27 protein-coding genes are annotated in these 22,907 nt (G+C 68.5%); 13 read left to right on the top strand and 14 right to left on the bottom strand.

The window, feature by feature from the left end; genetic code table 11:
• Positions 1 to 113: 113 nt before the first annotated feature.
• The 3 genes from AB0P21_RS33105 to AB0P21_RS33095 all read left to right on the top strand — a co-directional run bounded on the left by AB0P21_RS33105 (position 114) and on the right by AB0P21_RS33095 (position 3,516).
• On the top strand, positions 114 to 1,694 hold the full coding sequence (locus AB0P21_RS33105; protein WP_363701837.1) for an ABC-F family ATP-binding cassette domain-containing protein: 1,581 nt from the start codon (positions 114 to 116) through the stop codon (positions 1,692 to 1,694).
• Positions 1,681 to 2,547, top strand: a complete 867-nt coding sequence (locus AB0P21_RS33100; RefSeq protein ID WP_363701835.1) for a virginiamycin B lyase — start codon at positions 1,681 to 1,683, stop codon at positions 2,545 to 2,547. Before AB0P21_RS33105 ends, AB0P21_RS33100 begins: the two co-directional genes overlap by 14 nt.
• A 150-nt stretch (positions 2,548 to 2,697) precedes the next feature.
• Complete coding sequence (locus tag AB0P21_RS33095; protein ID WP_363701833.1) at positions 2,698 to 3,516, top strand: UbiA family prenyltransferase; 819 nt, start codon at positions 2,698 to 2,700, stop codon at positions 3,514 to 3,516.
• Here the strand turns inward: AB0P21_RS33095 and AB0P21_RS33090 are convergent.
• Entirely contained in the window at positions 3,498 to 3,959 is a 462-nt protein-coding gene (locus AB0P21_RS33090) for a MarR family transcriptional regulator (protein ID WP_363701832.1), read from the bottom strand. The genes AB0P21_RS33095 and AB0P21_RS33090 overlap by 19 nt on opposite strands.
• A gap of 47 nt (positions 3,960 to 4,006) precedes the next feature.
• On the opposite strand from AB0P21_RS33090, the gene pip reads away from it, so the two are divergent.
• Entirely contained in the window at positions 4,007 to 4,957 is a 951-nt protein-coding gene (pip, locus tag AB0P21_RS33085) for a prolyl aminopeptidase (RefSeq protein WP_363701830.1), read from the top strand.
• Here pip and AB0P21_RS33080 read toward each other — a convergent pair.
• Entirely contained in the window at positions 4,954 to 5,922 is a 969-nt protein-coding gene (locus AB0P21_RS33080; protein ID WP_363701828.1) for a WYL domain-containing protein, read from the bottom strand. The genes pip and AB0P21_RS33080 overlap by 4 nt on opposite strands.
• Before the next feature lie 88 nt (positions 5,923 to 6,010).
• Between AB0P21_RS33080 and AB0P21_RS33075 the strand changes: the two genes are divergently transcribed.
• Positions 6,011 to 6,985 carry an ATP-binding cassette domain-containing protein gene (locus tag AB0P21_RS33075; RefSeq protein WP_363701826.1) on the top strand — a complete coding sequence of 325 codons (975 nt, stop codon included), beginning with the start codon at positions 6,011 to 6,013 and terminating at the stop codon, positions 6,983 to 6,985.
• Positions 6,982 to 7,797: an ABC transporter permease gene (locus AB0P21_RS33070; RefSeq protein WP_363701824.1), complete on the top strand. Its 816-nt coding sequence runs from the start codon at positions 6,982 to 6,984 to the stop codon at positions 7,795 to 7,797. Before AB0P21_RS33075 ends, AB0P21_RS33070 begins: the two co-directional genes overlap by 4 nt.
• A 57-nt stretch (positions 7,798 to 7,854) precedes the next feature.
• On the opposite strand, the gene AB0P21_RS33065 is transcribed toward AB0P21_RS33070, so the two are convergent.
• From AB0P21_RS33065 to AB0P21_RS33040, 6 genes are all read right to left on the bottom strand, one after another.
• The gene (locus tag AB0P21_RS33065) at positions 7,855 to 9,159 is read right to left on the bottom strand and encodes an erythromycin esterase family protein (protein WP_363701822.1); all 1,305 of its coding nucleotides are present in this window, start codon (positions 9,157 to 9,159) and stop codon (positions 7,855 to 7,857) included.
• Positions 9,160 to 9,264: 105 nt separating this feature from the next.
• Positions 9,265 to 9,699, bottom strand: a complete 435-nt coding sequence (locus tag AB0P21_RS33060; RefSeq protein ID WP_363701820.1) for an SRPBCC family protein — start codon at positions 9,697 to 9,699, stop codon at positions 9,265 to 9,267.
• A gap of 33 nt (positions 9,700 to 9,732) precedes the next feature.
• Positions 9,733 to 10,053: a hypothetical protein gene (locus AB0P21_RS33055; RefSeq protein WP_363701818.1), complete on the bottom strand. Its 321-nt coding sequence runs from the start codon at positions 10,051 to 10,053 to the stop codon at positions 9,733 to 9,735.
• Between the two features lie 9 nt (positions 10,054 to 10,062).
• The gene (locus tag AB0P21_RS33050) at positions 10,063 to 10,899 is read right to left on the bottom strand and encodes an alpha/beta fold hydrolase (RefSeq protein WP_363701816.1); all 837 of its coding nucleotides are present in this window, start codon (positions 10,897 to 10,899) and stop codon (positions 10,063 to 10,065) included.
• Positions 10,896 to 11,435: an anthrone oxygenase family protein gene (locus AB0P21_RS33045; protein ID WP_363701814.1), complete on the bottom strand. Its 540-nt coding sequence runs from the start codon at positions 11,433 to 11,435 to the stop codon at positions 10,896 to 10,898. The genes AB0P21_RS33050 and AB0P21_RS33045 overlap by 4 nt, the downstream gene beginning before the upstream one ends.
• Positions 11,432 to 12,280, bottom strand: a complete 849-nt coding sequence (locus tag AB0P21_RS33040; RefSeq protein ID WP_363701812.1) for an NAD(P)H-binding protein — start codon at positions 12,278 to 12,280, stop codon at positions 11,432 to 11,434. The genes AB0P21_RS33045 and AB0P21_RS33040 overlap by 4 nt, the downstream gene beginning before the upstream one ends.
• A 92-nt stretch (positions 12,281 to 12,372) precedes the next feature.
• Here AB0P21_RS33040 and AB0P21_RS33035 point away from each other — a divergent pair, with 92 nt between their 5' ends.
• On the top strand, positions 12,373 to 13,308 hold the full coding sequence (locus tag AB0P21_RS33035; RefSeq protein ID WP_363701810.1) for an AraC family transcriptional regulator: 936 nt from the start codon (positions 12,373 to 12,375) through the stop codon (positions 13,306 to 13,308).
• Here the strand turns inward: AB0P21_RS33035 and AB0P21_RS33030 are convergent.
• From AB0P21_RS33030 to AB0P21_RS33020, 3 genes are read right to left on the bottom strand one after another with little or no spacing between them, the layout of a single operon-like run.
• Positions 13,305 to 14,249, bottom strand: a complete 945-nt coding sequence (locus AB0P21_RS33030) for a hypothetical protein (protein WP_363701808.1) — start codon at positions 14,247 to 14,249, stop codon at positions 13,305 to 13,307. The genes AB0P21_RS33035 and AB0P21_RS33030 overlap by 4 nt on opposite strands.
• A 4-nt stretch (positions 14,250 to 14,253) precedes the next feature.
• Positions 14,254 to 14,967, bottom strand: coding sequence for a dienelactone hydrolase family protein (locus AB0P21_RS33025; RefSeq protein ID WP_363701806.1), 714 nt, complete (start codon positions 14,965 to 14,967; stop codon positions 14,254 to 14,256).
• A 10-nt stretch (positions 14,968 to 14,977) separates the two neighbouring features.
• Positions 14,978 to 16,216 carry an MFS transporter gene (locus AB0P21_RS33020; RefSeq protein WP_363701804.1) on the bottom strand — a complete coding sequence of 413 codons (1,239 nt, stop codon included), beginning with the start codon at positions 16,214 to 16,216 and terminating at the stop codon, positions 14,978 to 14,980.
• A gap of 82 nt (positions 16,217 to 16,298) precedes the next feature.
• Between AB0P21_RS33020 and AB0P21_RS33015 the strand changes: the two genes are divergently transcribed.
• Both AB0P21_RS33015 and AB0P21_RS33010 read left to right on the top strand, forming a co-directional pair.
• A complete protein-coding gene (locus AB0P21_RS33015; RefSeq protein ID WP_363701802.1) occupies positions 16,299 to 17,180 on the top strand; it encodes a LysR family transcriptional regulator in 882 nt (293 codons plus the stop codon).
• Between the two features lie 10 nt (positions 17,181 to 17,190).
• On the top strand, positions 17,191 to 17,622 hold the full coding sequence (locus AB0P21_RS33010; protein ID WP_363701800.1) for a protein-tyrosine phosphatase family protein: 432 nt from the start codon (positions 17,191 to 17,193) through the stop codon (positions 17,620 to 17,622).
• Here the strand turns inward: AB0P21_RS33010 and AB0P21_RS33005 are convergent.
• Positions 17,595 to 18,362, bottom strand: coding sequence for a helix-turn-helix transcriptional regulator (locus AB0P21_RS33005; protein ID WP_363701798.1), 768 nt, complete (start codon positions 18,360 to 18,362; stop codon positions 17,595 to 17,597). The genes AB0P21_RS33010 and AB0P21_RS33005 overlap by 28 nt on opposite strands.
• A gap of 84 nt (positions 18,363 to 18,446) precedes the next feature.
• On the opposite strand from AB0P21_RS33005, the gene AB0P21_RS33000 reads away from it, so the two are divergent.
• On the top strand, positions 18,447 to 18,806 hold the full coding sequence (locus tag AB0P21_RS33000) for a nuclear transport factor 2 family protein (protein ID WP_363701796.1): 360 nt from the start codon (positions 18,447 to 18,449) through the stop codon (positions 18,804 to 18,806).
• A gap of 33 nt (positions 18,807 to 18,839) precedes the next feature.
• Positions 18,840 to 19,235, top strand: a complete 396-nt coding sequence (locus AB0P21_RS32995; protein WP_363701794.1) for a RidA family protein — start codon at positions 18,840 to 18,842, stop codon at positions 19,233 to 19,235.
• On the opposite strand, the gene AB0P21_RS32990 is transcribed toward AB0P21_RS32995, so the two are convergent.
• Positions 19,219 to 20,538, bottom strand: a complete 1,320-nt coding sequence (locus AB0P21_RS32990) for an FAD-binding oxidoreductase (protein WP_363701792.1) — start codon at positions 20,536 to 20,538, stop codon at positions 19,219 to 19,221. The genes AB0P21_RS32995 and AB0P21_RS32990 overlap by 17 nt on opposite strands.
• Before the next feature lie 55 nt (positions 20,539 to 20,593).
• On the opposite strand from AB0P21_RS32990, the gene AB0P21_RS32985 reads away from it, so the two are divergent.
• The gene (locus tag AB0P21_RS32985) at positions 20,594 to 21,562 is read left to right on the top strand and encodes a WYL domain-containing protein (protein WP_363701790.1); all 969 of its coding nucleotides are present in this window, start codon (positions 20,594 to 20,596) and stop codon (positions 21,560 to 21,562) included.
• Between the two features lie 21 nt (positions 21,563 to 21,583).
• On the opposite strand, the gene AB0P21_RS32980 is transcribed toward AB0P21_RS32985, so the two are convergent.
• Entirely contained in the window at positions 21,584 to 21,991 is a 408-nt protein-coding gene (locus AB0P21_RS32980) for a hypothetical protein (RefSeq protein WP_363701788.1), read from the bottom strand.
• A 60-nt stretch (positions 21,992 to 22,051) separates the two neighbouring features.
• Here AB0P21_RS32980 and AB0P21_RS32975 point away from each other — a divergent pair, with 60 nt between their 5' ends.
• Positions 22,052 to 22,759: a MerR family transcriptional regulator gene (locus AB0P21_RS32975; protein WP_363701786.1), complete on the top strand. Its 708-nt coding sequence runs from the start codon at positions 22,052 to 22,054 to the stop codon at positions 22,757 to 22,759.
• Positions 22,760 to 22,907: the final 148 nt, after the last annotated feature.

The raw sequence follows: 22,907 nt of genomic DNA, 5'->3' as shown, positions 1-22,907 counted from the left end.
GCAACATTCGTCGCATTAGCAGGAGGCAGCAGTGATTCTCTGACCCGCCGTCGAACCCGGCCGTCCCCGTCTGAGGGGAGGCCGACCCGTTCCAGCGAGTCCGGAGGACGCGTATGTCTTATCAGCTGTCTTTGCACGAGATCACGAAGTCGTACAACCATCGCGTGGTGCTCGATCGGGTGAGCTGCGCCTTCCCGCCCGGTCAGGTGAGCGGGCTGATCGGTGAGAACGGGTCGGGCAAATCCACCCTGCTGCGGATCATGGCCGGCATCGACGCTCCGGACGACGGTGAAGTGACCGTTGCCGAGAGCATCGGGTTTCTGGCGCAGGACATCTCGTTGCCGCTGGAGTTGTCGGTGGCCGGGGTGGCCGATCATGCGCTCAGCGAGTTGCGGGCGATCCAGGCGCGGATGCTGGAACTGGAGGCCTCGCTGGCCGACGGTGATCCCGCACTGCTGGAGGAGTACGGCGAGCTGCAGACGGCCTTCCAGATGCACGACGGGTACGACGCCGAGGCGCGTTTCCGGCGGGCCTTGGCGGGACTCGGGCTGAGCTTGCTGGCCGGTGACCGGTTGCTGTCGTCGTTGTCGGGTGGCGAGCAGGCGCGGTTGCACTTGGCCGCAGTACTAGTGGCTGCTCCTGAGGTGTTGTTGCTCGACGAGCCGACGAACCATCTCGATCTGTCCGCGACCGAGTGGCTGGAGGATCACCTCCGGGCCCGAACCGGTACGACGGTCGTCGTGTCGCACGATCGCGCGTTTCTGGAGCGGGTCGCGCCGACGCTGTTCGAGGTGGACGGCGACACGCATCAGCTCACCCGGTACAGCAACGGTTATGCGGGCTACCTCACCGAGAAGGCGGCCGAGCGGGCGCGGATCGCGCAGGCGCGGCAGACCTGGGAGGACGAGGTCGCCGGCATGCAGGAGACCGTGCGGACCACGGCCGACCGGGTCGCCTACGGCCGGGCCATCGCCGACAACAACAAGATGGCGTACGGCCGCGCGGGCGATCGGGTGAACCAGGCGGAGCGGAGCAAGATCCGCAATGCCAAGGAGCGGTTGCGGCGACTGGAGGAGGATCCGCCGCCGATTCCGTCGAAGCCGCTGCGATTCACGGCGTCGCTGCAGACGGCTGGTCTGGACGGGGTGCTGCTCGAGGCGGTCGGGGTGTCGGTGCGAGATCGACTGCGGCCGACGTCGATCGAGGTGGCCAAGGGCGATCGGCTGCTGATCACCGGGCCCAACGGGATCGGGAAGTCGACACTGCTCGAAGTACTGACCGGCGAGCTGGCCGCAGACACCGGGACGGTGGAGCGGCGCGGGCGAGTCGGTTACCTGGCGCAGGAAGTCGTCGAGACGCAACCGGATCGGACCTTGCGCGAGGAGCTGATGCTGCATCGCGGGGCCGGCCGGCTGGGATTGTTCCAGCGGGAGCAGCTGCACACGCGTGTCAGCAACCTGTCGACCGGGCAACGGCGGCGGCTCGCGCTGGTGGAATTGCTGACCCGGCGGCACGACGTACTGGTGCTCGACGAGCCGACGAACCATCTGTCGCTGGTATTGGTCGAGGAGCTCGAGACCGCACTTGGCGCGTACGACGGCGCGCTGGTGGTGGTCAGTCATGATCGGCGGTTCGTCTCGCGGTGGCGCGGCGAGGTGCTCGAGTTGAAGGAGGACAGCTATGCGAAGCACTGAGGTTTCGGTTGCCGAGAGCAACGAAGGCCCGTACGGCGTACTGCTGGGCGAAGGCGGCGAGATCTGGACGACGTTGGTGCACGCCGGCGTCGTGGTGCGGGTCGCTGCGGACGGGGAGGTCTCGCGGTTCTCGCTCGATGCCCCCGGAAGCCGGCCGAGTGTGATCGTGCACGGGCCGGATGACGCGGTGTGGTTCACGCGGAACGGCGACGATCGACTCGGGCGGATCGGGGCGGACGGCACCATCTCCGATGTCGCGGTCGAGTCGGGCTCTGCGCCGTACGGGTTGTGCGTCGGGCCGGACGGCGCGCTGTGGACCACCTTGATGAGCACGGATCGGATCGCGCGGGTCACCCCGGCGGGTGAGGTCTCCGAGTTCGAGATCGGGGTGAGCGGCGGGTTCCCGGGCTTCATCACGGCCGACGGGGACGCGTTGTGGTTCACGCTCAACCAGGGCAACTCGGTGGGGCGGATGACGGTCGACGGCGAGGTTGTCCTGCATCCGCTGCCTACCGAGGCAGCTGGGCCGGTGGGGATCAGCGCCGGGGTTGACGGAGTCTGGTTCACCGAACTGATGGCCGGGCAGGTGGGCCGGATCTCCGCGGACGGGAAGATCGAGGAGTTCCCGCTGCCGGATCGGGCGTCCAAGCCGCATGCGGTCGCGGCGACCGACGACGGCGGTTGCTGGGTGACGCTGTGGGGATCGGGCTCGGCGATCCGGCTGGATTCGCGAGGTGCGGTGGTCGAGGAGATCGTGCTCGGCGAGGGCTCTGAGCCGCATGGGCTGGCGTTGACAGCTGACGGGGTGTGGGTAGCGCTCGAGATCGGTGTTCTTGCGCACATCCACGCCTGAGAGTGAGCCGATTCACCCGCGCGAGGGAGGCCGGTAGGCGGTAGCAGGAGCAGTGTGGTTGCCATGACCACACTGGTCGTTCGTCAGGCGCCGCCGCGAGTGCGGGACATCCTCGCGGTGGGACGGCCATAGTTCTGGGTCGTCTCAGTCGTGCCGTACTACGTGGGCATTCTGCTCGCCACGCATCGCCTGGTGCCTGCTGTCGCCGACTGGCCTCGACTGCTGGTCGGCGCTGTGGTGATGGGGCCGCTGTTGTGGTTGTCGGTGTTGGCGATCAACGACGCGCACGACCTACCGGGTGACCTGATCAATCCGCGGAAGTCGAAGTCGCCGCTGCTGGACGGGCGGGTCTCGCTGGCCGACGCCAAGCTGCTCGCCGTGGTGGCGGGGGTGGCTTCCGTGGGGGTCGCGTTGTTCGTGGGGACGACCTTCGCGCTGGGCGTCCTGCTGGCGGTGGTGCTGGGGTTCGCGTACAGCGTGCCGCCGGTGCGGTTGAAGACCCGGGCCGGATTCGACGTCGCGTCGAATTCGCTGGCGCTGGGGACGTTCGGGCCGTTGGCGGGGTGGGCTGCGGTCGATCCTTCGTTGAGTGGGTTTCCCTGGGTGATGGCGTTGCAGGGGACGTTGGCGGCGATCGGGCTCTATCTGCCGACGACGCTGGCCGACCTGGAGGCGGATCGCGCCGCGGGGTACCGGACGGTCGCCGTGCGGCTCGGCGCCAGGGCGACGTACCGGCTGGGGTTCGCGTTCTGGATCGCGGCGGCGGGGTTGTCCGTCGTACTGGCTGCGCTTGACCTGGTGATCCCCCGCGGCATGCTGGTGCTGGAGATCGTGATGGTGCCGGTCCTGCTCGCGGCGTACCGGCACTTCATCAGGCCCGGCATGACGTTTCGTGGCGTGGTCATCGTTGCCTCGCTGTTCCTCCTCCCCTGCGGCACCTTCGCGCTGACCTACACCGGCGTGCTCTGAGACCGGATCCGCTCGTGGAAGGACCGACGCTCGACCGCGGCGACGAGCTCGTCGAGCAGTTGGGCGAGCGGGACGGACAGTTCTTCGTCCAGCCCGGCCAGCGCGGCGGTGGTGGCCTGCCACTCGGCTTCGATGGTCGGCAGCAGGTCACGGGTCTTGGGGGTGAGGTGGACGATCCGCTGGCGGGCGTCGGCGCCCGGCTCGAGCGTGACGAAGCCGGCCCGGTTGAGCTGGGCAACGGTCTGACTGGCGGCGGAGTGCGTCACGCCCACCGCTGTCGCCAACGCGCGGATCGACAGCGGGCCTTCGGCCACCAAGGTGCGAACGATCGGCGAGAACCTAGGCCGGTACTCCGGCAGGCCGAGGTCCAGGTAGACCTTCGCCACGTCGCCGTCGAGCAGTTCGAGCACGTGCCGTAATCGGGTGCCGATCGCGCCTTCCATAGGGGTAATCTAACAGTGCTGTTACATTGAGACCAGGAGGCAGCGCGATGTATCCGGAGACCGAGCCGCACGACCACGGCCTGCTCGACGTGGGTGATGGTCACCTTGTCTATTGGGAGGTCTGCGGGAATCCCGAGGGCAAGCCTGCTGTGGTGTTGCACGGCGGACCGGGATCGGGGGCCGGGGCTTCCTGGCGGCGGTGGTTCGATCCGGCGAAGTACCGGGTTGTGCTGGTTGATCAGCGCGGTTGTGGGCGGAGTACGCCGGACGCTGCTGAAGCCGATGCGGATCTGAGCACCAACACGACCTGGCATCTGACGGCCGATCTGGAGTTGCTGCGTGGGCATCTCGGGATCGAGAAGTGGCTGGTGCTCGGGGCGTCGTGGGGGTCGTCGCTCGCTTTCGCGTATGCCGAGCAGCATCCGGCGGCGGTCTCCGAGATTGTCGTGTTCAGCGTGACCAGCTCGACTCCGCGGGAGATCGAGTGGATCACTCGCGACATGGGGCGGATCTTCCCCGAGGAGTGGGCGCGCTTTCGCGACGTAGTACCGGTTGGGGAGCGGGAGGGGAATCTCGCCGCCGCCTACAGCCGGTTGCTGCATGATCCTGATCCGTCGGTCCGCGATCGGACGGCGCGGGCTTGGTGCGAGTGGGAGGACACGCACGTGGCGACGTACGGGGGATTCAAGCCGGATCCGCGGTACGAGGATCCCGTGTTCCGGCTGCGGTTCGCGCGGCTCGTCTCGCATTACTGGGCGCACGCGGGCTGGATCGAGGACGGCGCGCTGGTCCGCGACGCGCACAAGCTGGCCGGCATTCCCGGCGTACTGGTCACGGGTCGGCTGGACATCAGCAGCCCACCCGACACCGCTTGGCGGATGGCTCAGGCCTGGCCGGATGCCGAGTTGCACATCGTCGGCGACGCCGGCCACGGCGCCGGCAAGGCGAGCGTCTCCGACCTGGTCCTGGCCGCAATCGAACGCTTCGCTTCCAACTAACCCGCCGCGGCGGTGTAGCGGGCGGCCAGTTGGTGGGCGGCTTCCTTCAGTTCTGGTGGGTCGACGAACTCCAGAGCGACCTCGAACATCCCGAAGTTGGCGGCCAGACCGGTCCAGGACCAGCTGTTCAGGGTCAGCCGGCAACTGGTCTCGGTGACCTCTTCGACCAACGCGTCGCGGCCGGCCCAGCGGGCGATGTCGGAGGCCTTGGCCTGCAGGATCGCCGTACCGCGGCACGGCCACTGGTTCATGCTCTGGAAGCGGCTTGAGATGTACGTCGAGACGTCGGGTGCGGGCAGTTCGCGCGGGGTGAAGCGTGGGCCGGTCGGCGTCTTGGGGAGCATCCGGTCGACCCGGAAGGTGCGCCAGTCGCTGCGGTCGAGGTCCCAGCCGACCAGGTACCACCGTCCGCCCCAGGTGACCAGGTGATGCGGCTCGACCTTGCGCGGCGGGACCCACTCCCCCTCGGGTGCGCCCGGTGAGGCGTAGTCGAAGCGCAGTACTTCGCGGGCGCGCAGCGCGATGCCGATCGCGATCAGGTGTTCGGAATCGACCTTGGTCCGGCGCGAGTCGGCGTACTTGTCGATGGTGGTCACCTGGAGTGCGTCGACGCGTTGCCGCAGGCGAGCCGGCATCACCTGGCGAACCGTGGCGAGTGCGCGGAGGGCGCCTTCCTCGATGCCGGTCACCGTGGTGGTCGCGGTCTGCAGCGCAACGGCGACCGCGATCGCCTGGTCGTCGTCGAACAGCAGCGGCGGCAGATCGGCGCCCGCGTCAAGGCGGTAGCCGCCGTCCGGTCCCTTGCTCGCGCGGACCGGATAGCCGAGGTCGCGCAGCCGGTCGACGTCGCGGCGGACCGTGCGCGGGCTCACCTCCAGCCGCTCGGCCAGCAGGGCGCCCGGCCAGTCGCGGCGGGCCTGCAGGAGGGACAGCAGCGAGAGAAGTCGTGCCGAGGTTTCGGACATGACCTCAGATTGCCACGAGTAACGGTCAGAACCTGTCCTCTTCTGCTGGAAATGTTCTCGGTGTCAGGCCCCCTAAGAAGGAGACATCGTGATCAGCACCCGAGAGCTCACCAAGGACTTCGTGGTGAGCCGCACCGACACCGTCCACGCGGTCCGCGGCATCAGCCTGGACGTCGAACCGGGCGAGCTCGTCGCCGTGCTCGGCCCGAACGGCGCCGGCAAGACCACCACGCTGCGGATGCTCACCACCTTGATCGCGCCGACCTCCGGGACCGCGAAGGTCGCCGGGTACGACGTGACCGCCGACCCGAGCCAGGTCCGCCGGCAGATCGGGTACGTCGGGCAGGGCAACGGCGCGGGCCACTCGCAACGGGTCCGCGACGAGCTCTACGGCCAGGGCATCATCTACGGCCTGGACTCGCGGGCGGCCAGGCAGCGCACCGAGGAGCTGCTCGACTCGCTCGAGCTCGGCGACCTGGCCAAACGCAAGGTGTCCGAGCTGTCCGGCGGTCAGCGTCGCCGGCTCGATGTCGCGATGGGTCTGGTGCACGCGCCCCGGCTGCTGTTCCTGGACGAGCCGTCCACCGGCCTCGACCCGCAGAACCGGGCCAACCTGTGGGACCACATCCTGCGGATGCGCGAGCAGTACTCGATGACGATCATGCTCACCACGCACTACCTGGACGAGGCGGACTCGATGGCCGAGCGGGTGGTCGTGGTCGACCACGGCGAGGTGATCGCCGACGACACCGCCGATGCCCTGAAGGCCGACCTGGCCGGCGACCAGCTGATCGTGACCGTTGCTCCCAGCAACCTTGCCCGACTCGCCGAGCTGGCCCACAAGTTGCCCGGTGCAAGGGAGGTCGTTGCCGATGGCGACCGGTTGACCGTCCGGGTCGCCGACGGGCCCAAGGCGCTTCCCGAGCTCATCGCCGCGAGCCAGCAGTACGCCGTACCGGTGGTCACCGCCCAGGTGGTTCGCCCGACGCTCGACGACGTCTTCCTCAACCTCACCGGCCGCAGCCTGCGCGAGGCCGACAGCACCGGAAAGGCCGCAGCATGACCACCCTCACCGTCCCCGCCGTGACCCCGACGACGACCACCCAGCCGGTCAACCGGAACCTCTTCCGGGACACCAAGATCGTGATGCTGCGCGAGCTTCGGCCGGTACTCCGCGACCCGTTCTCGCTGATCTTCGGGATGATCCAGCCGCTGGTCTTCCTGGCGCTCTTCGGGCCACTGCTCAAGGGATCCCTCGGCGGCTCGCTGGATGGTGGCGTCTGGCAGTGGTTCGTGCCCGCCATCCTGGTGATGACCACCCTGTTCGGCACCTCGGCGACCGGGTCGAGCCTGCTCTTCGAGTTCCAGACCGGCGCGCACGAGCGGATGCTGGTGACGCCGCTGTCCCGTTCGTCGCTGCTGATCGGCCGGGCTCTGAAGGAGATGGTGCCGCTGTTCGGCCAGGCGGTGATCGTGATCGTGGTGATGACGCCGTTCGGTTTCGATCTGCACCTGGGCGGCGCGGTCATCGGGCTGGCGTTGCTGGCCCTGTTCGGGATCGGGCTGGGCTCGTTCAGCTACGCGCTGGCGATCGCGGTGCGCAAGCAGGACTGGATGTTCTGGGTGGTGCAGCAGACGTTCCTGTTCCCGCTGATGATCCTGTCCGGGATGCTGCTGCCGCTGGAGACCGGGCCGGAGTGGATGCGGGTCGCGTCGAAGTTCAACCCGCTGTCCTACCTGGTCGACGCGGAGCGGACGCTGTTCGCCGGCGACGTCTCCTCGACCACCGTGCTCTGGGGCTTCGTCGCCGGTCTGGTCACGGTCGCCCTGGGCCTCACGGTCGGCATCCGCACGATGCTCCGATCGGCCGCCTGACACCAGCACGAACGCGACGACCCCGAGGCATGCAGACCTCGGGGTCGTCGGTCGTGTTCAGCGCAGATGTGCCGCTGAAACCTGGTTGAGATGGATCAGCAGGTCGTAGCTGGGCCCAAGCCGGATCGGCAGCTCCGGGGTGGGATAGCCGGTGCCGATGTCCCGCGTCAGGCGGCGTACGTCGAACCAGGCGCGAGTCTTGGCCGGCAGCCGGCGCAGGTCGACCAGGTAGTCGCGGTACGGGACCTTGTCGAGGGTGTATTCGTTGTTGCCCTTGGCCGCGGGCGGCAGGGTGAAGACACGGACCTTGCCGTTGGCAATGTCGTGCGAGTTGAACGAGCCGTGGTCGAAGGACATCCCGATGGTCAGATAGCCGCGGCCGAACTGCTCCTTGAGGAACTCCCCCTGGGCCTTCGGGTAGTCCTTCGGCGAGCCCGTCTCGAGGGCGATGTGCCCGTTGTGGGCCGACAGCAACACCTTGGCCCCGGTGGCGCGCGCCCACCAGCCGGTGTTGGCCGCCATGCTCTCGTCCCGGAAGTACATCGCCTTCGGTGTCACCGCCGGGTCCGCGACGTCGAACGAGTAGAACTTGGCGACCTGCCAGATCGCCCGGGCGTGCTGCGCTGCCCAGGTCCGCGCGGGACCTGCAGGCAACGACTCAACCAGTACTACGGCCCGCCGCGCCGCCGCCTCGATCTTGACCCGCTCGGCCAGCGGCTTGCCGAGGTACGCAGTACTCCAGGCCTCGTACTCCGCATTGGGGCGGATGCCGGCGTACAGGGTCTTGATCTCGGGGAGCGCCGCCGGCTTGGTCTTGCCGACGTAGCCGATCACCTGATCGATCAGCGCGGGGCTCGCGTACCCGACGTCGTTGCCGACGAAGTGCAGCTTGCGGGCGTGGGTCTGGTTGTAGGCGCGCATCCACTCGATCAGGTCGAGGTACTCGCTGGTGTTCCAGAACTTGTACGCGCCCTGGAAGTCGCGCCGGAAGATCTCGCGCGGATCGCCGACCCCGCTGACGACGTACCGGTCGAGGTCGAGGCCGGTGCTCCACGGCGCCTCCAGGGCGAAGGTGGTGAACCCCTTCTCCTCCACCAGCGTGCGGAAGATCTTGTGCTTGAGCGTGAAGAACTCGTGCGAGCTGTGCGTGGCCTCGCCGAGCCCGACGATCCGCGCGTTGCCGACCATCGCGGCCAGCGGCTTCAGGTCTCGCAGGCTACTGCCCGCATCGGTACTGCGGATCGGCTGCGCCGCCGCGGTCAGCACCGGCACCGGATTGGCCGGCGCCGCGGTCGCGGTCAGCGTGGACAACGGCAAGGCCGCCGCCACGAGGAGAGCCGGGACTGCCAGGAGCCGCTTCATCAAAGTCCTCCGGAAGGTTGGTAGCTGATACCTCAACCCTGTCCGGAACGACTCGCGCGCCCCATCCCGCTGCCACCCCAACCGGGGGTGGCGCCAGCTATACCTCTAGAGCTTCTCGAGCGCTTCCCGCATGCCGACCTCGGCCTCGTCGCCGAGCTTCTTGAACTGGCCCTTGAACAGCGGCTCGATCAGCCGGGTGACGCCCTTGAACTCGAACTCGGCCCGGTAGGTGACCTCGGTGCCGCCCGTCTCGGTACTGCGGAACGTCATCGTGTCGAGCGCGGTGACGGTCTTGTTCTCGCCGCGCAGCTGGAACAAGCGGTCCGGCTCGAGCTGCTGGACGACGTACTCCAACTCGGTCTCGCGGCCGGCGAACGACGAGGTGTTCTGGTACCGCGTGCCGGGGCCGCCGTCGCCCTCGATCTTCACCGTCCGCACGGTGCCGGAGTCCCACTCGGTGGTCGTCTCGAAGTCGGACAGGTAGCCGAAGACCCGCTCGACGGGCTTCGCGACGGTGACAACGCGCTCGATGGTGATCACATCGGCCACGTTACCGCCCGTGACAAGGCGAAGTCAGTCACCGACCCGGCGATCGGCCTGCCGGGCCAGCTCGGTGAAGAAGGCCCGGTACCGCGGCTCGTCGGCGGTCTGGATCTCGACCGTGGCGAGCAGGTGTTTCGAGCTGCTCGTGCTCGCGTACAGCTGCTCGTCCAGCTCGTCGACGTTGCCGAAGTGCAGCCGGGTCACGCCACCCTTGCGCGCCTCGGCCCGCACCTTCGCCCACTTCACCGGCGTCCGGTAGGACCCGATGATCCGGTTCCGCCGGAACAGCTCGAGAATCCCGTTGTCGACACTCAAATAGACGTCGTCGTACTCGAAGGTCAGCGGCTCCATGGCGGAAACCTAGCGGGGTGTGGTGATTGCGAGGATCTCGGGGACCGCTACGTCCCAGGTCAGCGGCGGGAGTTCGTGGCCGGCGCCTTCCAGCAGGACCAGACGAGCACCCGGTACGGCGTTCGCCAGCGCCTCGCCGTGGGCTGGTGGGAACATCGGGTCTTCGGTGCCGTGCAGCACCAGCGCCGGTACTGCGATCTCGCCGAGCCGGTCGAGGATCGATTCGCCGCCCTCGACCAGCCAGTGGTTCGCCATCGTGGCGGGGTTCGGCGTCCTGGCGAGCGCCTTGGCGTAGACCTCGCGGCGGGCGGTTTCGTCGTACGGGAGGGTGCCGGCGTAGAGCCGGTCGTCCTTGATCAGCGCGTCGAGGGCTGCCTCAGGGTCGGACCAGTCGGTCGGCGGCGCCTCCTCGGCGAAGCTCGCCCTGATCTTGTCGGTCGGCGGCGGCAGACCCGGGCCGCCGTGGGTGGTCGCGATGAAGGTGACCGAGGCGACCCGATCCGGGTGCGTGACAACAAGTTCCTGCGCGATCCCGCCGCCCATCGACAGGCCGACCACATGCGCCCGGTCGATCTTCAGGGCATCGAGGATGCCGAGCGGATCGGAAACCAGTTCCGCCCCCGTGTACCGCGGGTTGCCGGGCTCGAAGCTGGTCGACTCCCCCGTGTCGCGGTGGTCGTAGCGGATGACGTACCGGCCGCCTGCTGCCAGCCGCTCGCAGAAGGCGGGCTCCCAGTGGTCCATCGACGCGGATCCCCCGTGGATCAGCAGGATCGCTGGGTCCGCAAGGGATCCGAAGGTGTCGACGCACAACTCGATGCCGTTGACTGGAAGCAGGGTCGTCATGACCAGACGGTACCGACGCCCGGGGTCTGCGGGCTGCTCTCCGCGGCGGGCTGGCTGCCTGCTCCGGCGTGCAGGGCAAGGGCGAAGGCGATGACCGCGAGAGTCCCGGTGATCGCGCGGACATTGTTGGCCGGGTTCCACTTGGTGAGGTAGGTCTGCCACTCGGCCGCACCAGCCGCGGAGTACGGGTCGATGGTGGCCAGGTGCTCGTTGAGCGGGATGTTGACGGCGAAGCTGACCACGATCACGCCGATCAGGTAGAGCGCGGAGCCGGCCAGCACCCACCACTTGCCCGGGGTGTCCTTGACCAGCGCCAGGATCGCGACCGCCAGGCAGACCAGCGCGGTACCGCAGAAGATCAGCAGGAACAGCGGGTTCTGGATCCGGGCGTTGATCAGGTTCATCGCGGCGGCGCCCTGGCCGGCCGGCATCCGTTGCAGGGAACCCATGATCGCGGTGCCGAAGGTGAAGGAGACGCCACCGATCAGCGCGCTGCCGACGAGTCCCGAGAAGATCAGGATCTTGGTCAGGTTCATGCGGACCACACTCCGGTCTGCGCGGTCTCCCGCGCCCAGTCTGCGAAGTCGCGAGGGGCCCGGCCGAGCACCTGCTCGACGCCCTCCGACACGTACTCCGAACGGTGGTTGCGGATCACCGCGAACAGATCGCGAACGGCCTCCGCGTCCTCCTGGGGCAGCCCGAACTCGACCAGCTCGGCGACGTGCTGCTCCGGGGTGAGATCGACGTAGCTGATCGGGCGACCGGTGACCGTCGACAGTTCGGCGGCGACCTCGGCCATCGTCAGCGTGCGCGGGCCGGACAGCGAGTAGGTCTCGCCGACGTGCTTCGGGTCGAGCAGCGCAGCGGTCATCACGTCGCCGATGTCGTTGGTGTCGATCCACGCCTCGCCGCCGTCACCGGCGGCCACCCGCAGCTCGCCGCCGAGGACGTAGTCGAGCAGGAAGTCCTCGCTGAAGTTCTGCGCGAACCATGCGGGCCGGACGATGGTCCAGTCGGCGCTGCTAGCCCGCACCGCGTTCTCCAGCTCGACGCTGCTCTCGTAGACCGCGAAGTCGCGACCGGGGCTGCCGACGCCGCGACCGGACAGCAGGACCACCCGGCGCAGCCCTTCGGAGGCCGCTTGCTGGATGAACTTGCCGGCCTGCGCGAGCCCGGTCGGGCCGACCGGTGGGGCGAGGTACGCCGTGTCGATGCCGGCGACGGTCGGCGACCATGTGCTTTCGTCGTACCAGTCGAAGCGCTGTTCGCTCGACCGGGAGGCGAGTCGGTACCCGATGCCGCGGGCGTCGAGCTGCTGGGTGATGCGGCGGCCGGTCTTGCCGTTGCCGCCGATGATCAGGAAGGGGGTTGTTGATGTCATGGCTCAAGTTCATCGCGTCTGGGTGAGACAAACCATGGTTGTCCGACGCAATTCGATGTCTGAGAGTCTCAAGCTGCGGTAGCCTGAGCGGTATGGACGTCCTCGATGATCTGCTGGCCGGCACGCGCGCCCGGGGTGGGGTCTTCAACCTGACCATCCTGGATCCGCCGTGGGGCCTGCACATCATCGACGAGGCGCCGCTCGCACTAGCCACGCTGATCCGCGGCTCCGCCTGGATCATCCGCGACGGCGAGCCACCGGTCCGGATGGAGGAGGGCGACGTCGCCGTCCTGTCCGGTACGACGCCATATGTCGTCGCCGACCAGCCCGACACCGTGCCCAACCTGCGGATCCACCCGTTCGGCATCTGCGAACCGTTGCCTGGGGCCCCTGTCGACTACAGTGCGCGGCTCGGCGTCCGGACCCATGGCGGCCGGCCGGACGGTGAGGCAATGGTTGTCAGCGGCACCTATCAGCTGGAGGGCGATGTCAGCCGGCGACTGCTGGCCGCGCTGCCGCCGGTCCTGGTGGTGCCGGCCGCGGACGTCGTCGGTCACGTGATGGCGATGGTGCTCGGCGAGATCCAGCGCGACGAGCCCGGTCAGCAATCGGTGCTCGATCGCTGGCTGGACCTGGCGCTGATCACCACCTTGCGCGCCTGGTTCGCCCGACCGGAGTCGCACGCGCCGGGCTGGTACCAGGCGCAGAGTGATCCGGTCGTCGGCCTCGCGCTGCGCCTGCTGCACGAGGAGCCTGCGCACCCGTGGAGTGTGGTCGAGCTGGCCGAGCGCACCGGTGTTTCGCGCGCCAGCCTGGCCCGGCGGTTCAGCGGGCTGGTGGGCGAGGCGCCGATGGCCTACCTGACCGGCTGGCGGATCACGCTGGCCGCCGATCTGTTGCGCGAGACCACGGACACGGTCGAGGCGATCGCCCGGAAGGTCGGGTATGCGAACGCCTTCGCGCTCAGCGTGGCCTTCAAGCGTGTGCGCGGGACGAGCCCGACGGCCCATCGGCGCGCAGCGGCTTAGCGGTTCAGCACCCAGGCGAGATCGAGCGACGGGTAGTACGGCTCGAAGGCGAGCGGCTCGGCGATTCGCGCCCAGAGGTCGCCTGTTGTTCGGGACGGTAGATAGGCGTTGCTGAAGGCACCGTGATCGACGCTGACCAGCGTGGCCGGCACGGTCTTCACCTGTGCGCCGAAGTGGGTTCGGAGTACCGATTGGGCCGAGGCAAGCAGCGCCGGCAACTGCGCCGGCTGCCCGTACGCCGCGCGCAACCGCCGCCAGTACGCGTCGAAACCTGGCCAGTTCGCGTGCAGGACTCGGTCGAGCTCAAGCGGCGCGACGTTCTCGACGTACGGGATGCCGGTGGTGATGAGGTGCTTGACCGACCAGCTCTCCGGCGGCAACGGACCCGCGTCGACGAACAGCCGGTCGGCGAGGACGAAGGTGGTGGCCAGCTCACGCGGGCTCGGGTCGGAGCGGTCGGCCCGGCGGTAGTCGGAGTACGTCGTCAGGCGGTCGGCGTAGTTGGGGATCAGGTGCACGATGCCCGCGCGCAGCAGCGGTTCCGCGGCCAGGATCCGGTCGCCGAACGCGGCGAGGTCGGCGCAGTGGATCCCGAGATGCGTCTCGGTGTAGTTGCGCCGGCGCTCCCGATCGAGCGCCATCGGGTCGTCCATCGGCGCCTGGTTGCTGCTCGACAACAGCAGTGGGTGGAACGCGCCCGGCTGATGATCGGGCAGCACCAAGGTGTCGACGATCAAGCGAGTGCGTTCGAGCAGCCAGTCGTCGTCCGGCAGTACGGACACGGCGAACCGCGCGCCCTGCCGCCAGCGCAGCCCGTCCGGCCCGGTGATGAACCGCTTCGCGTACTCCGTCGCGATCGTCTCCGGGACCGGAGCGGTCCGCCGGAAGAAGCGGTCCATCCGGCGGCTCAGCGCGGGATTGCGGGTGTACCCCGATGGCATCGGCTCAGGCGGTGGTGACGTCGATGAACGCGAGCGCCTGCGGCCAGGACAACCGGAACGCCTCGAAGTTCACCGGCTTCTCCTGCCGGGAGCGATCGGAGAAGCCGTGGTCGGCGCCGGGGTAGTACTGCGCGATCGTCGCGCCGGTGTCGCGGGTCTGCAACGCGGTCTGCAGCGCCTCGAAGTCGGCGACCGGTACGGCGGCGTCGGCGCTCGGGTAGATCACCATCGTCGGCGCGGTGATCCCGATGGCGTCCGCGATCGCGTCGTACGAGTGGTTCGGGCGGAGCTTCGAGGGGACCGTCGGATGGTAGACGACCACGTTGGCGAGCCGGTGCTCCCTGGCCGCCAGCAGCAACGCGAACCGGCCGCCGAGGCACCAGCCGATCACGCCGGCCTTGGTGCAGCCGAGCTCTCCGAACAGGTGGTCCAGTAACGCCTCCTGCTCGGCGAGGACGGTGTCGTCGTCCAGTGCGCCGAGCAGGTCCGCGAGTTCGTCGATGCTCGAGTTGTCGGCGCTGCGGCCCTTGAACGGGTCCCAGGTCAGGGCGGTGATTCCGCGCCCGGCCAGTTCGTCCGCCCAGTCCCGGAGTTGCGCGCCGATCCCGGTGATCATCGGCAGCAACAGCATCCCCTGGCCGGTGCCGCCGTCCGCCGGCTTGGCGAGATACGCGCCGAGCTCCCCGACCTGCACCTGACTTGCCTCGATCTCGGTCACGCATCGGAGGCTAACCGATCTTGTTGGCCTTCAACATCCGCCGGCCGGCCACGTTGACCAGGACGAAGATGATCGCCGAGAAGATCAGCAGGGCGACCTGGGCCGGCAGCAGGGCGACTCCGACGCCGATGGCGAGCACCGGCACCGCGAGTCCGGCGTACGCGATCAGGAAGAGCGCGGCGAGCACCTCACCACGGGAACCGGCGTCTGCCAGCGAGGCAGCGGTGGCGACCGCGCCGCGGAAGACCAGTCCGACCCCCGCGCCGGCGATCACGCCACCGATGACGAACAGCCACAGGCTCGGCAGCAACCCACCGACCGCGACCCCGACCAGACCGGTCGACATCAGCACCAGACCGAGCTTGAGTTGCTGCGGCCGGCTGAAGCGGACGAACAGCACCTGGCTGGCAGCTCCCGCGACGAAGACCGCGAAGGTCACGACTCCGGCCAGCAGCCGCGAGGTGTGGTGCAGCGTGCCGGCCAGGAAGGTCGGCGCCAGCGAGGTGAACAGCCCGAAGATCGCGAACGCGGCGAATGCTCCGACCGCCGTGGCGAAGAACTGTGGCTTCGCGGCACTCGGCAACGCCACCCGCTGCGGCCGGTACGCCGGACGCTCTTCCCGCCGCTCGACGGTCTCCGGCACCAGCGCGACGCCCAGTGCGCTCAGCAACAGCAAGACCAGGAACACCTCGTACGGCCGGTCCAGCGGCTTCGACCCGTACTCCGCGAGCAGTCCGCCGACCAGCGGCCCGAACGCGAGCCCGCCGAGGTTCACCATCGAGGAGATCAGCGCCGAGTGGCTCGGGTCCTCGCTGGGCCGGGAGATCCGCCGCAACTCGGAGAGGTGAGCCGTCGCGGTCGCCGTCAGGACGCCGACGCCGACGCCTGACACGAAGCGTGCGAGCAGCAGCCCGGGGACGTCCTGCCAGAACAGGAAGATCACTGCGGCGAGCGCCTCGGTCAGCACAGCGGCCAGAGCCACCCGGCGGCGGCCGAGCCAGTCGCTGACGTGCCCGGCCAGATACAGGCTGACCATCACGCCGACCGCGTAGGCGGCGAAGATCACCGTGATCATGAAGGTCGGGAACCCGTCCCGGCGCTGGTAGATCGCGTAGAGCGGGGTCGGAACCGTCGAGAACGCCATCGTGGTCAGGAAGGCGACGGCGATCATCCAGAAGCCGGCGCCGTGCGCGAACCGAACGGAGGGACCGGCCTGGTCGAGCGAGCGGGTGCCGGAGAGAGTTTTCATGCTTCTAGATTCGCCGGTTTGATCTATCGAGTCCAACGAATCTTCTTGCACTGACTTATCGTCGTCATCGATAATTGGCGTCATGGACAGCAGACAGCTCGAGTACTTCGTCGCCGTCGCCGAGGAGCTGAGCTTCACCCGGGCGGCACAGCGGCTGTTCACGGTGCAGTCGACGGTCTCGGCCGCGATCCGGGCGCTGGAGACTGATCTGAAGACGACGCTGTTCGACCGGTCCACTCGGCAGGTGCAGTTGTCGGACGCCGGCGAGGCGCTGTTGCCCGAGGCAAAAGCGGCGCTCGAAGCGCTGGATCGGGCCAGGGCGGTGGTCGAGGAGGCGTCGACCGGGCTGCGCGGCAACGTCCGGATCGGGACGATGACGAGGCTCAGCCTGATCGATCTGGCCTCGTTGCTCGGCTCGTTCTACCAGCGGTATCCACTGGTCGAGGTCCAGGTGACCACCTCGCCGACCGGGTCCAGTGGGCTGGCCGACGATGTCCGGCACGGGCGACTCGACGTGGCGTTGGTCGGGTTGAGCCGGGCGGAGATGACCGGGCTGGAGCCGCGCGAACTGGCGACCGTGCAGTTCGCAGTACTGGTGCCGGCTGCGCATCGGTTGGCGTCGGCCGCCTCGGTGCGGCTGGAGGATCTCGCGGGTGAGCGGTTCGTCGACATGCTGCGCGGCTTCGGGAACCGGACCACGGTGGATCGCGCCTTCGATGTCGCCGGGCTGCCGCGGCGGGTGCAGGTGGAGGTGCCGGATCTGACGACGGTGCCGGACTACGTGCGCGCGGGTTTGGGGGTCGCCGTCGTGCCCGATATGGAGCTGGAGAATCTGCCGGGAGTGGTTCGGCTGCCGTTGGCGGGCGTGGAGCTGACCTGGACGTTGTCGGCGATCACCCTGAGCGGCAAGCGGCCGAGCCGGGCAGTGACGGCGCTGCTCGACCTGATGACTGCCTCGCTCTAGGTTGGGCCGGGTGGAGCCATGGGATGCGGGTGCGGCCGGGGTGCTGAGGTTGCCGTCGGGGCGGCTGGTGCGGGGGCGCGGGTTGCGGGATGCGCTGCCGGCAGGTGCGCTGCCGGAGTACGGGGTCTATCTGTTGGGCAAGCAGCCACCGGCGGTCGAGTGGGAGTCGCGGTGGGTGCAGTGGCCGGACTTCCGGCTGCCGGCTGATGACGCGGATGCCCGGGCGGCGTTGGTGGAGGTGCTCGAACGGTCGGGCTCGGAGCGGGTGGAGCTGGCCTGCGAGGGCGGGCGCGGCCGAACCGGTACTGCGCTGGCCTGCCTGGCCGTGCTCGACGGGATCGCGCCAACTGATGCGGTCGCCTTTGTCCGGGAGAACTATCACCCGAAGGCGGTCGAAACGCTGTGGCAGAAGCGCTATGTCAGGAGATTCGAGAGGTCCTGATCGCTGGTGCCGACCAGCAGGGCCTGACCGGGGGCCGATTGGATGTCGAAGGTCTGATAGCTCAGCGTGAGCCGGCCGGCCACCGGGTGGTTGAAGGTCTTCACCGTGCTGCCGAGACTGCCGACGCCGTGCTCCTTCCAGAGCTCGGCGAACTCATTGCTACTGGCAAGCAATTCGTCGATCAGGTCCTGGACCGCCTTGTTGCCCGGCGAGGCGAGCCGGATGGCCTGGACCGATTCGCGGGCGACGGCCGGCCAGTCGTCGAAGAGTTCGCGCGCCGCCGGATCGTGGAAGAGGTTGTGCAGCATCGGGCGCAGGTCGGCCAATGGCGACAGCAGGGCGGCTGCGAGCTTGTTGCAGGCGAGCACGTCCAGGCGCCGATTGATGATGTAGGCAACGGCTGACTCGAAGTTCGCCATCAGCTGGAGCAGCTCCGGCGCGACCTCCTCCGACGGTGCTTCGTCGGCCTTTGGGGCGAGACCGGCCAACTGATAGGCGTACCAGCGACCGTTCTGGCCGAGCCGGAGGGCCCGGGCGATGGCGTCCACCACCTGACCGGACGGATTGCGCTCGCGGCCTTGCTCCAGGCGCGTGTAGTAGTCGGCGCTGACGCCGGCCAGCACCGCGACCTCCTCGCGCCGCAGTCCGGCGACCCTACGGGCACCCGACGTGGGCAGGCCGACCTCCTCGGGGGTCAACTGCGCACGGCGTACCCGAAGGAACTCGCCCAAGTCGTTCACCCTGCCGAGGTTAGCGGGTGGGTGCCGCGCACCTAGGAAGACTCGGTCTGCCTCAGCTGCCTGGCGCGCAGCATGCTCAGGGTCATGGAGAGCAAGGTTGTTACGCGGTGGGTCGAGAACTACGTGAAGGCTTGGCGGAGCGGGGAGGCCGCTGACATCAAGGCGCTGTTCGCGCCGGCGGCGGAGTACCACGAACATCCGTATGCCACCGACTGGATCGGGCGGGACGCGATCGTTGAGGGCTGGCTCAGCCGGCAGGACTGGCAGGCCGGCGGCTGGGAGTTCGAGTGGTCCGTGCTGATGCTCACCGGGGACACGGCGGCGATCGGCGGCACCGGGGTCTATCAGGAGCTCGGGACGTTCGAGAACCTGTGGACGGTGACGCTGGACCAGCGCGGGAAGTGTGTGATGTTCCGGATGTGGAACAACGAGATATCCCGTTGACGGCTGTGCTCGCGGTCGCGTTTGCTCAGGGTCGTGACCATCGATCGCTCGAACCCCACCGCCCTGCACGCCACCCCCGGCTACCACCATGTGACCAAGGTTCAGGCCGGCGTCCTGGTGATGCTGGCCGGGCAGTGCCCGCTGATGCCGTCCGGTGAACTCGCCGCCGGCGGGCTGGCGGGGCAGACCGAGCAGGTGATCCAGAACATCCTGGTCGCGCTGCAGTCCGCCGGCGCCGGCCCGACGGACGTCGTACGGACCGTGATCTACGTGGCCAGCCCGGTCCGCGAGGATCTCAGCGAGGTCTGGACCCAACTCAACGCGTCACCGCTCGCCCCGGCCTTCACCAGCGCCAGCACGCTGCTCGGCGTCGCCCAGCTCGGCTTCCCCGGTCAGCTGGTCGAGATAGACGTCACTGCCGCGCTCTGATCGCGTGGTTGGGGAGTAGCAGTTCGCCCGGGTCGTACTGCGCGCGCAGCCTGCTCAGTCGCTCGTAGTCGTCGTACGCGTCCTGGACCTCCTGCCCGGTGAGCGGGCCGTAGCTGAAGTTGAGTGATCGGCCGATGGTGTGGTCGGCCCATGGTTGGAGGGTCGCCCGCTGGAGGTCGCGGACGTCGGCTTCACCTGGCGACAGGACGGTCAGCGAGTACTGCGCGTCGCGGTGGCCGATGGCGTTGTCTTTGTTGGGCTTGCGGCTGAGCACTCCGCCGAGATGCCTGATGTTGATGATGCACATCGCTTCGGCCTTCGGTCCTGCCAACTGCGGGATGGTGGCGAGTGCCGTCGGGTCCAGCTCGCTGAGCAGGACGTTGCGCGACCGATAGGCGTCGGGGCGGGCGGGCTCGTCGAAGATCTTGCCTGACTCGGTGAACGGCAACTCTTTGACCGTGTCGAGCACCGGCTCGCCCAGCGCGTCCCGCAACCGTCTCGCAGGCTCCGCGTCTCCTTCCCCTGCGCTGTGCTGTGCGAGTTCCGGGATGACGGCGACCTGGATTTGAGCGATGTATTTGCCGCGGAGCGGCGCGGGGACCGGCTGGATGTCGGGGAACGGGATGACCGAGACCGCTGACGTCACCGAGTCGGGGACGGTTCGGGTCCAGTCGCGCCAGGCCGCGAGCGCCTCGGGGGTCGCCGTGAGGTCGTAGTACAGGCTGCCGCCGTGGAGCGTCGGGACTGGGAAGAGGTCGATCTCCATACCGGTCACGACGCCGAAGTTGCCGCCTCCGCCGCGGAGTGCCCAGAAGAGGTCGGGGTCGTCCTCCGCCTTGCGCAGTTCGCCGTCGGGAGTGACGACCTCGATCCGGCGGACGTGGTCGGCGGCGTAGCCGTAGCGTCGCGCCATCAGGCTCAGCCCGCCGCCAAGCGTGTAGGGCACGGCGGTGAGGCCTGGGTAGCTGCCTGACAGGGGCGCGAGGCCGTGGGGGGTGGCGGCGTCGATCACCTGTTGCCAGGTCGAGCCGGCCTCGACCCAGGCGGTTTGCTGCTGCGGGTCGACGCTGACCTGATTGAGGCGGCTGGTCGTGATCAGGATGCCGCCGTCGAGTGGCGTGACGTGACCATGGCCGCTCGCTTTGACCGCGACCTTGAGGTGCTGCTCGCGGGCTGATCGCACGGCGCGCTGGATGTCGGCCGTGCTGGTGGCGCCCACGATCTGGTCGGGTCGATGCGGGGTGAGTAGTTGGAAGCCGCGGCGCTCTTCGTCGTACCCGGGGGTGTCTTTGGTCCAGTTCATGATTTCGACGCTAGGGGGCATTCCGGACTTATCTTGTCCGTAAGATCTGTTGATCATGAGCGCACGCAAGGACCTTCCTGGGCGGATGCTCCGCCTGCTCGCCTTGCTGCAGAGCCGGCGGGAGTGGTCCGGGAGCGAGCTGGCCGAGCGTCTCGGCGTCACCGATCGGACCGTACGGCGGGACGTCGAGCGGTTGCGGTCGCTCGACTACCCGGTGACGGGGACGACCGGTTCGGCGGGCGGGTATCGGCTTGCCTCGGGGAAGAACGTGCCGCCGCTCGTGCTCGACGACGACGAGGCAGTCGCGGTGGCGATCGGGTTGGCCGGCGCCGCGGCGAGTGGCGTCGACGGGATCGAGGACAGCTCGATGAGCGCGCTCGCGAAACTGGAGCGGATCCTGCCTGCGCGGTTGCGGCCGTCGGTGGCTGCGGTGGGGGCTGCCGAGGTAGTCGGCCGGGCTGATGCGCCGCGGGTGGATCCGGGGCTGCTCGCAGTACTGGCTGCTTGTTGCCGGGATCTGGAGATTGTTGCCTTTAGCTACGAAAGTCGGCGTGGGGATGCTTCGTTGCGTCGGGTGGAACCGGCGCGGCTGGTGTCGGCTGCTGGGCAGTGGTACTTACTGGCTTTCGATCCTGAGCGGGATGACTGGCGAACGTTTCGGGTGGACCGGATCGGTGAGCTCGCGCCGACCCGGCATCACTTCACCGCTCGCTCGTTGCCTGCCGTGGACGCAGCGGCGTACCTGGCCGAATCGTTTGCCGGCGCCGAGTATCGCCATACGGTTCGGATGGTTGTGCAACTGCCGGCCGAGGTGGTGCACGGGAGCTTCTTCCGCGGCACGCCTGGGACGATCGCGCCGCTGGGCTTGGAGTCCTGCGAGGTCAGGCTCAGCGTCGACTCCCCCGCGCTGCTGGTCCAGTACGTCGCCGCGATTGTTGCCCTGGGCGCTGATTACACGCTCGAGGCGTCGCCGGCCGCTGCCGCAGTACTGCGAACTGTCGGCGCGCGGCTGGCGGCCGGGTGACGGTCGGATGGTGATCGCCGCCTAGGCGGTGATCAGGCCGATGCCGAGGGTCAGGACGCCGGCTGCGAGCGAGAGCGCGCCGAGCCAGAGGATGGCGATGAACTGGTTCGGCTTGGTCCGGTCCTTGCCCGCCGACGAGGCGAAGAAGCCGCCGGACATCAGGATCGCCGCGATCGGGATGCCGAGCCGGCCGAGCCAGAGCCAGAACCCTTCGAGGCCGGTCTGATCGACGTACAGCAGCCCGACCAGGCCGAGGATGACCAGCACGCCGGCATGGCCGTGACCGGCCCGCGCGAACGACTTCTGGAACTCGGTCATCGGCACGTCGCCGCGAGCGATCTTGGTCAGGAACCAGCCACCGAACTGGATCGTGACGATGGTGATCAGGATCGCGCCGGCCACGATCCGGGAGGCGTCGGTCAACTCCATGAGCACAGTCCTTGAATAGATAGTCGGGGTATCCGTTTATGGATACTGGTACTATCCGTCATGAGTCAAAGAAAGGGCAAGGCCTTTATGCGGATCGCCGAGTTGAGCCGGATCGCCGGGGTTCCGGTGCCGACGATCAAGTACTACCTGCGCGAGAACCTGCTGCCCCCCGGCGAACTGACCAGCCCGAACCAGGCGTCGTACGGCGAAGCCCACCTCCGCCGGCTGCGCCTGATCCGCGCCCTGGTCGACCTGGCCCAGGTCCCGGTCGCGCGAGTGAAAGACGTCCTAGAGGGTCTGGACTCGGACACCATGCCCCTGCACGACAAGATCGGCCGCGCCCACCGCGCGATCACTCCCCAGCGCGCGGTCACCCCGTCCACCTCGGACGCCAAAGCCGCCGCCACCGCGCAAGCAACCGCCTTGATCGCCTCCCGCGGCTGGTCGATCGACCCCGACGCCCCCGCCCTCACCACCCTGATCGAGACGATCGCAGCCCTCCGCACCCTCGAGCAGGAACACCTCGTCAGCTTCCTCGACTCCTACGCCGACGCCGTAGAAACCTTCACCGAACTCGAGGTCGCCGCCGTCACCACCCGCCCCGCCACCGACCAGGTCGCCGAGTCAGTCATCATCGGCACCATCCTCGGCGAAACCCTGATCTCCAGCCTCCGCCTCCTGGCCCAGGAATCCATCTCCGCCAAGCGCTGGAAGGACGGCGACGGCGACGGCGACGGCGACGGCGACGGCGACGGCGACGGCGACTAAGCCTCGCGGCTTGGCGGGATCATTCCTCGCACACGCTGAAGCCTGCTCGACAGCTTTGACGGCGCCGACTCCCGGCGCTTTCGGCTGCCCAGCGTAGCGTTCGAGGATTTGCGAGCTCCGCCTCCAGATTTCCGCGTCCACGCTCGAT

The organism is Kribbella sp. NPDC056861 (assembly GCF_040687575.1).
In the GTDB taxonomy this organism is placed as follows: domain Bacteria; phylum Actinomycetota; class Actinomycetes; order Propionibacteriales; family Kribbellaceae; genus Kribbella.
Note: the sequence above shows the minus strand (reverse complement) of the source record. Positions and strands in the feature narration are given on the sequence as shown.

Excerpts from the sequence above, each read along its gene's own strand:
- AB0P21_RS33105 (WP_363701837.1), top strand. The coding sequence starts at position 114 with ATGTCTTATCAGCTGTCTTTGCACGAGATCACGAAGTCGTACAACCAT.
- AB0P21_RS33045 (WP_363701814.1), bottom strand. The coding sequence starts at position 11,435 with ATGAACCTGACCAAGATCCTGATCTTCTCGGGACTCGTCGGCAGCGCG.
- AB0P21_RS33040 (WP_363701812.1), bottom strand. The coding sequence starts at position 12,280 with ATGACATCAACAACCCCCTTCCTGATCATCGGCGGCAACGGCAAGACC.
- AB0P21_RS33090 (WP_363701832.1), bottom strand. The coding sequence starts at position 3,959 with ATGGAAGGCGCGATCGGCACCCGATTACGGCACGTGCTCGAACTGCTC.
- AB0P21_RS33000 (WP_363701796.1), top strand. The coding sequence starts at position 18,447 with ATGGAGAGCAAGGTTGTTACGCGGTGGGTCGAGAACTACGTGAAGGCT.
- AB0P21_RS33070 (WP_363701824.1), top strand. The coding sequence starts at position 6,982 with ATGACCACCCTCACCGTCCCCGCCGTGACCCCGACGACGACCACCCAG.
- AB0P21_RS32985 (WP_363701790.1), top strand. The coding sequence starts at position 20,594 with ATGAGCGCACGCAAGGACCTTCCTGGGCGGATGCTCCGCCTGCTCGCC.
- pip (WP_363701830.1), top strand. The coding sequence starts at position 4,007 with ATGTATCCGGAGACCGAGCCGCACGACCACGGCCTGCTCGACGTGGGT.
- AB0P21_RS33035 (WP_363701810.1), top strand. The coding sequence starts at position 12,373 with ATGGACGTCCTCGATGATCTGCTGGCCGGCACGCGCGCCCGGGGTGGG.
- AB0P21_RS33030 (WP_363701808.1), bottom strand. The coding sequence starts at position 14,249 with ATGCCATCGGGGTACACCCGCAATCCCGCGCTGAGCCGCCGGATGGAC.
- AB0P21_RS33055 (WP_363701818.1), bottom strand. The coding sequence starts at position 10,053 with ATGGAGCCGCTGACCTTCGAGTACGACGACGTCTATTTGAGTGTCGAC.
- AB0P21_RS32980 (WP_363701788.1), bottom strand. The coding sequence starts at position 21,991 with ATGGAGTTGACCGACGCCTCCCGGATCGTGGCCGGCGCGATCCTGATC.
- AB0P21_RS33050 (WP_363701816.1), bottom strand. The coding sequence starts at position 10,899 with ATGACGACCCTGCTTCCAGTCAACGGCATCGAGTTGTGCGTCGACACC.
- AB0P21_RS33065 (WP_363701822.1), bottom strand. The coding sequence starts at position 9,159 with ATGAAGCGGCTCCTGGCAGTCCCGGCTCTCCTCGTGGCGGCGGCCTTG.
- AB0P21_RS33020 (WP_363701804.1), bottom strand. The coding sequence starts at position 16,216 with ATGAAAACTCTCTCCGGCACCCGCTCGCTCGACCAGGCCGGTCCCTCC.
- AB0P21_RS33100 (WP_363701835.1), top strand. The coding sequence starts at position 1,681 with ATGCGAAGCACTGAGGTTTCGGTTGCCGAGAGCAACGAAGGCCCGTAC.
- AB0P21_RS33015 (WP_363701802.1), top strand. The coding sequence starts at position 16,299 with ATGGACAGCAGACAGCTCGAGTACTTCGTCGCCGTCGCCGAGGAGCTG.
- AB0P21_RS32990 (WP_363701792.1), bottom strand. The coding sequence starts at position 20,538 with ATGAACTGGACCAAAGACACCCCCGGGTACGACGAAGAGCGCCGCGGC.
- AB0P21_RS32975 (WP_363701786.1), top strand. The coding sequence starts at position 22,052 with ATGAGTCAAAGAAAGGGCAAGGCCTTTATGCGGATCGCCGAGTTGAGC.
- AB0P21_RS33080 (WP_363701828.1), bottom strand. The coding sequence starts at position 5,922 with ATGTCCGAAACCTCGGCACGACTTCTCTCGCTGCTGTCCCTCCTGCAG.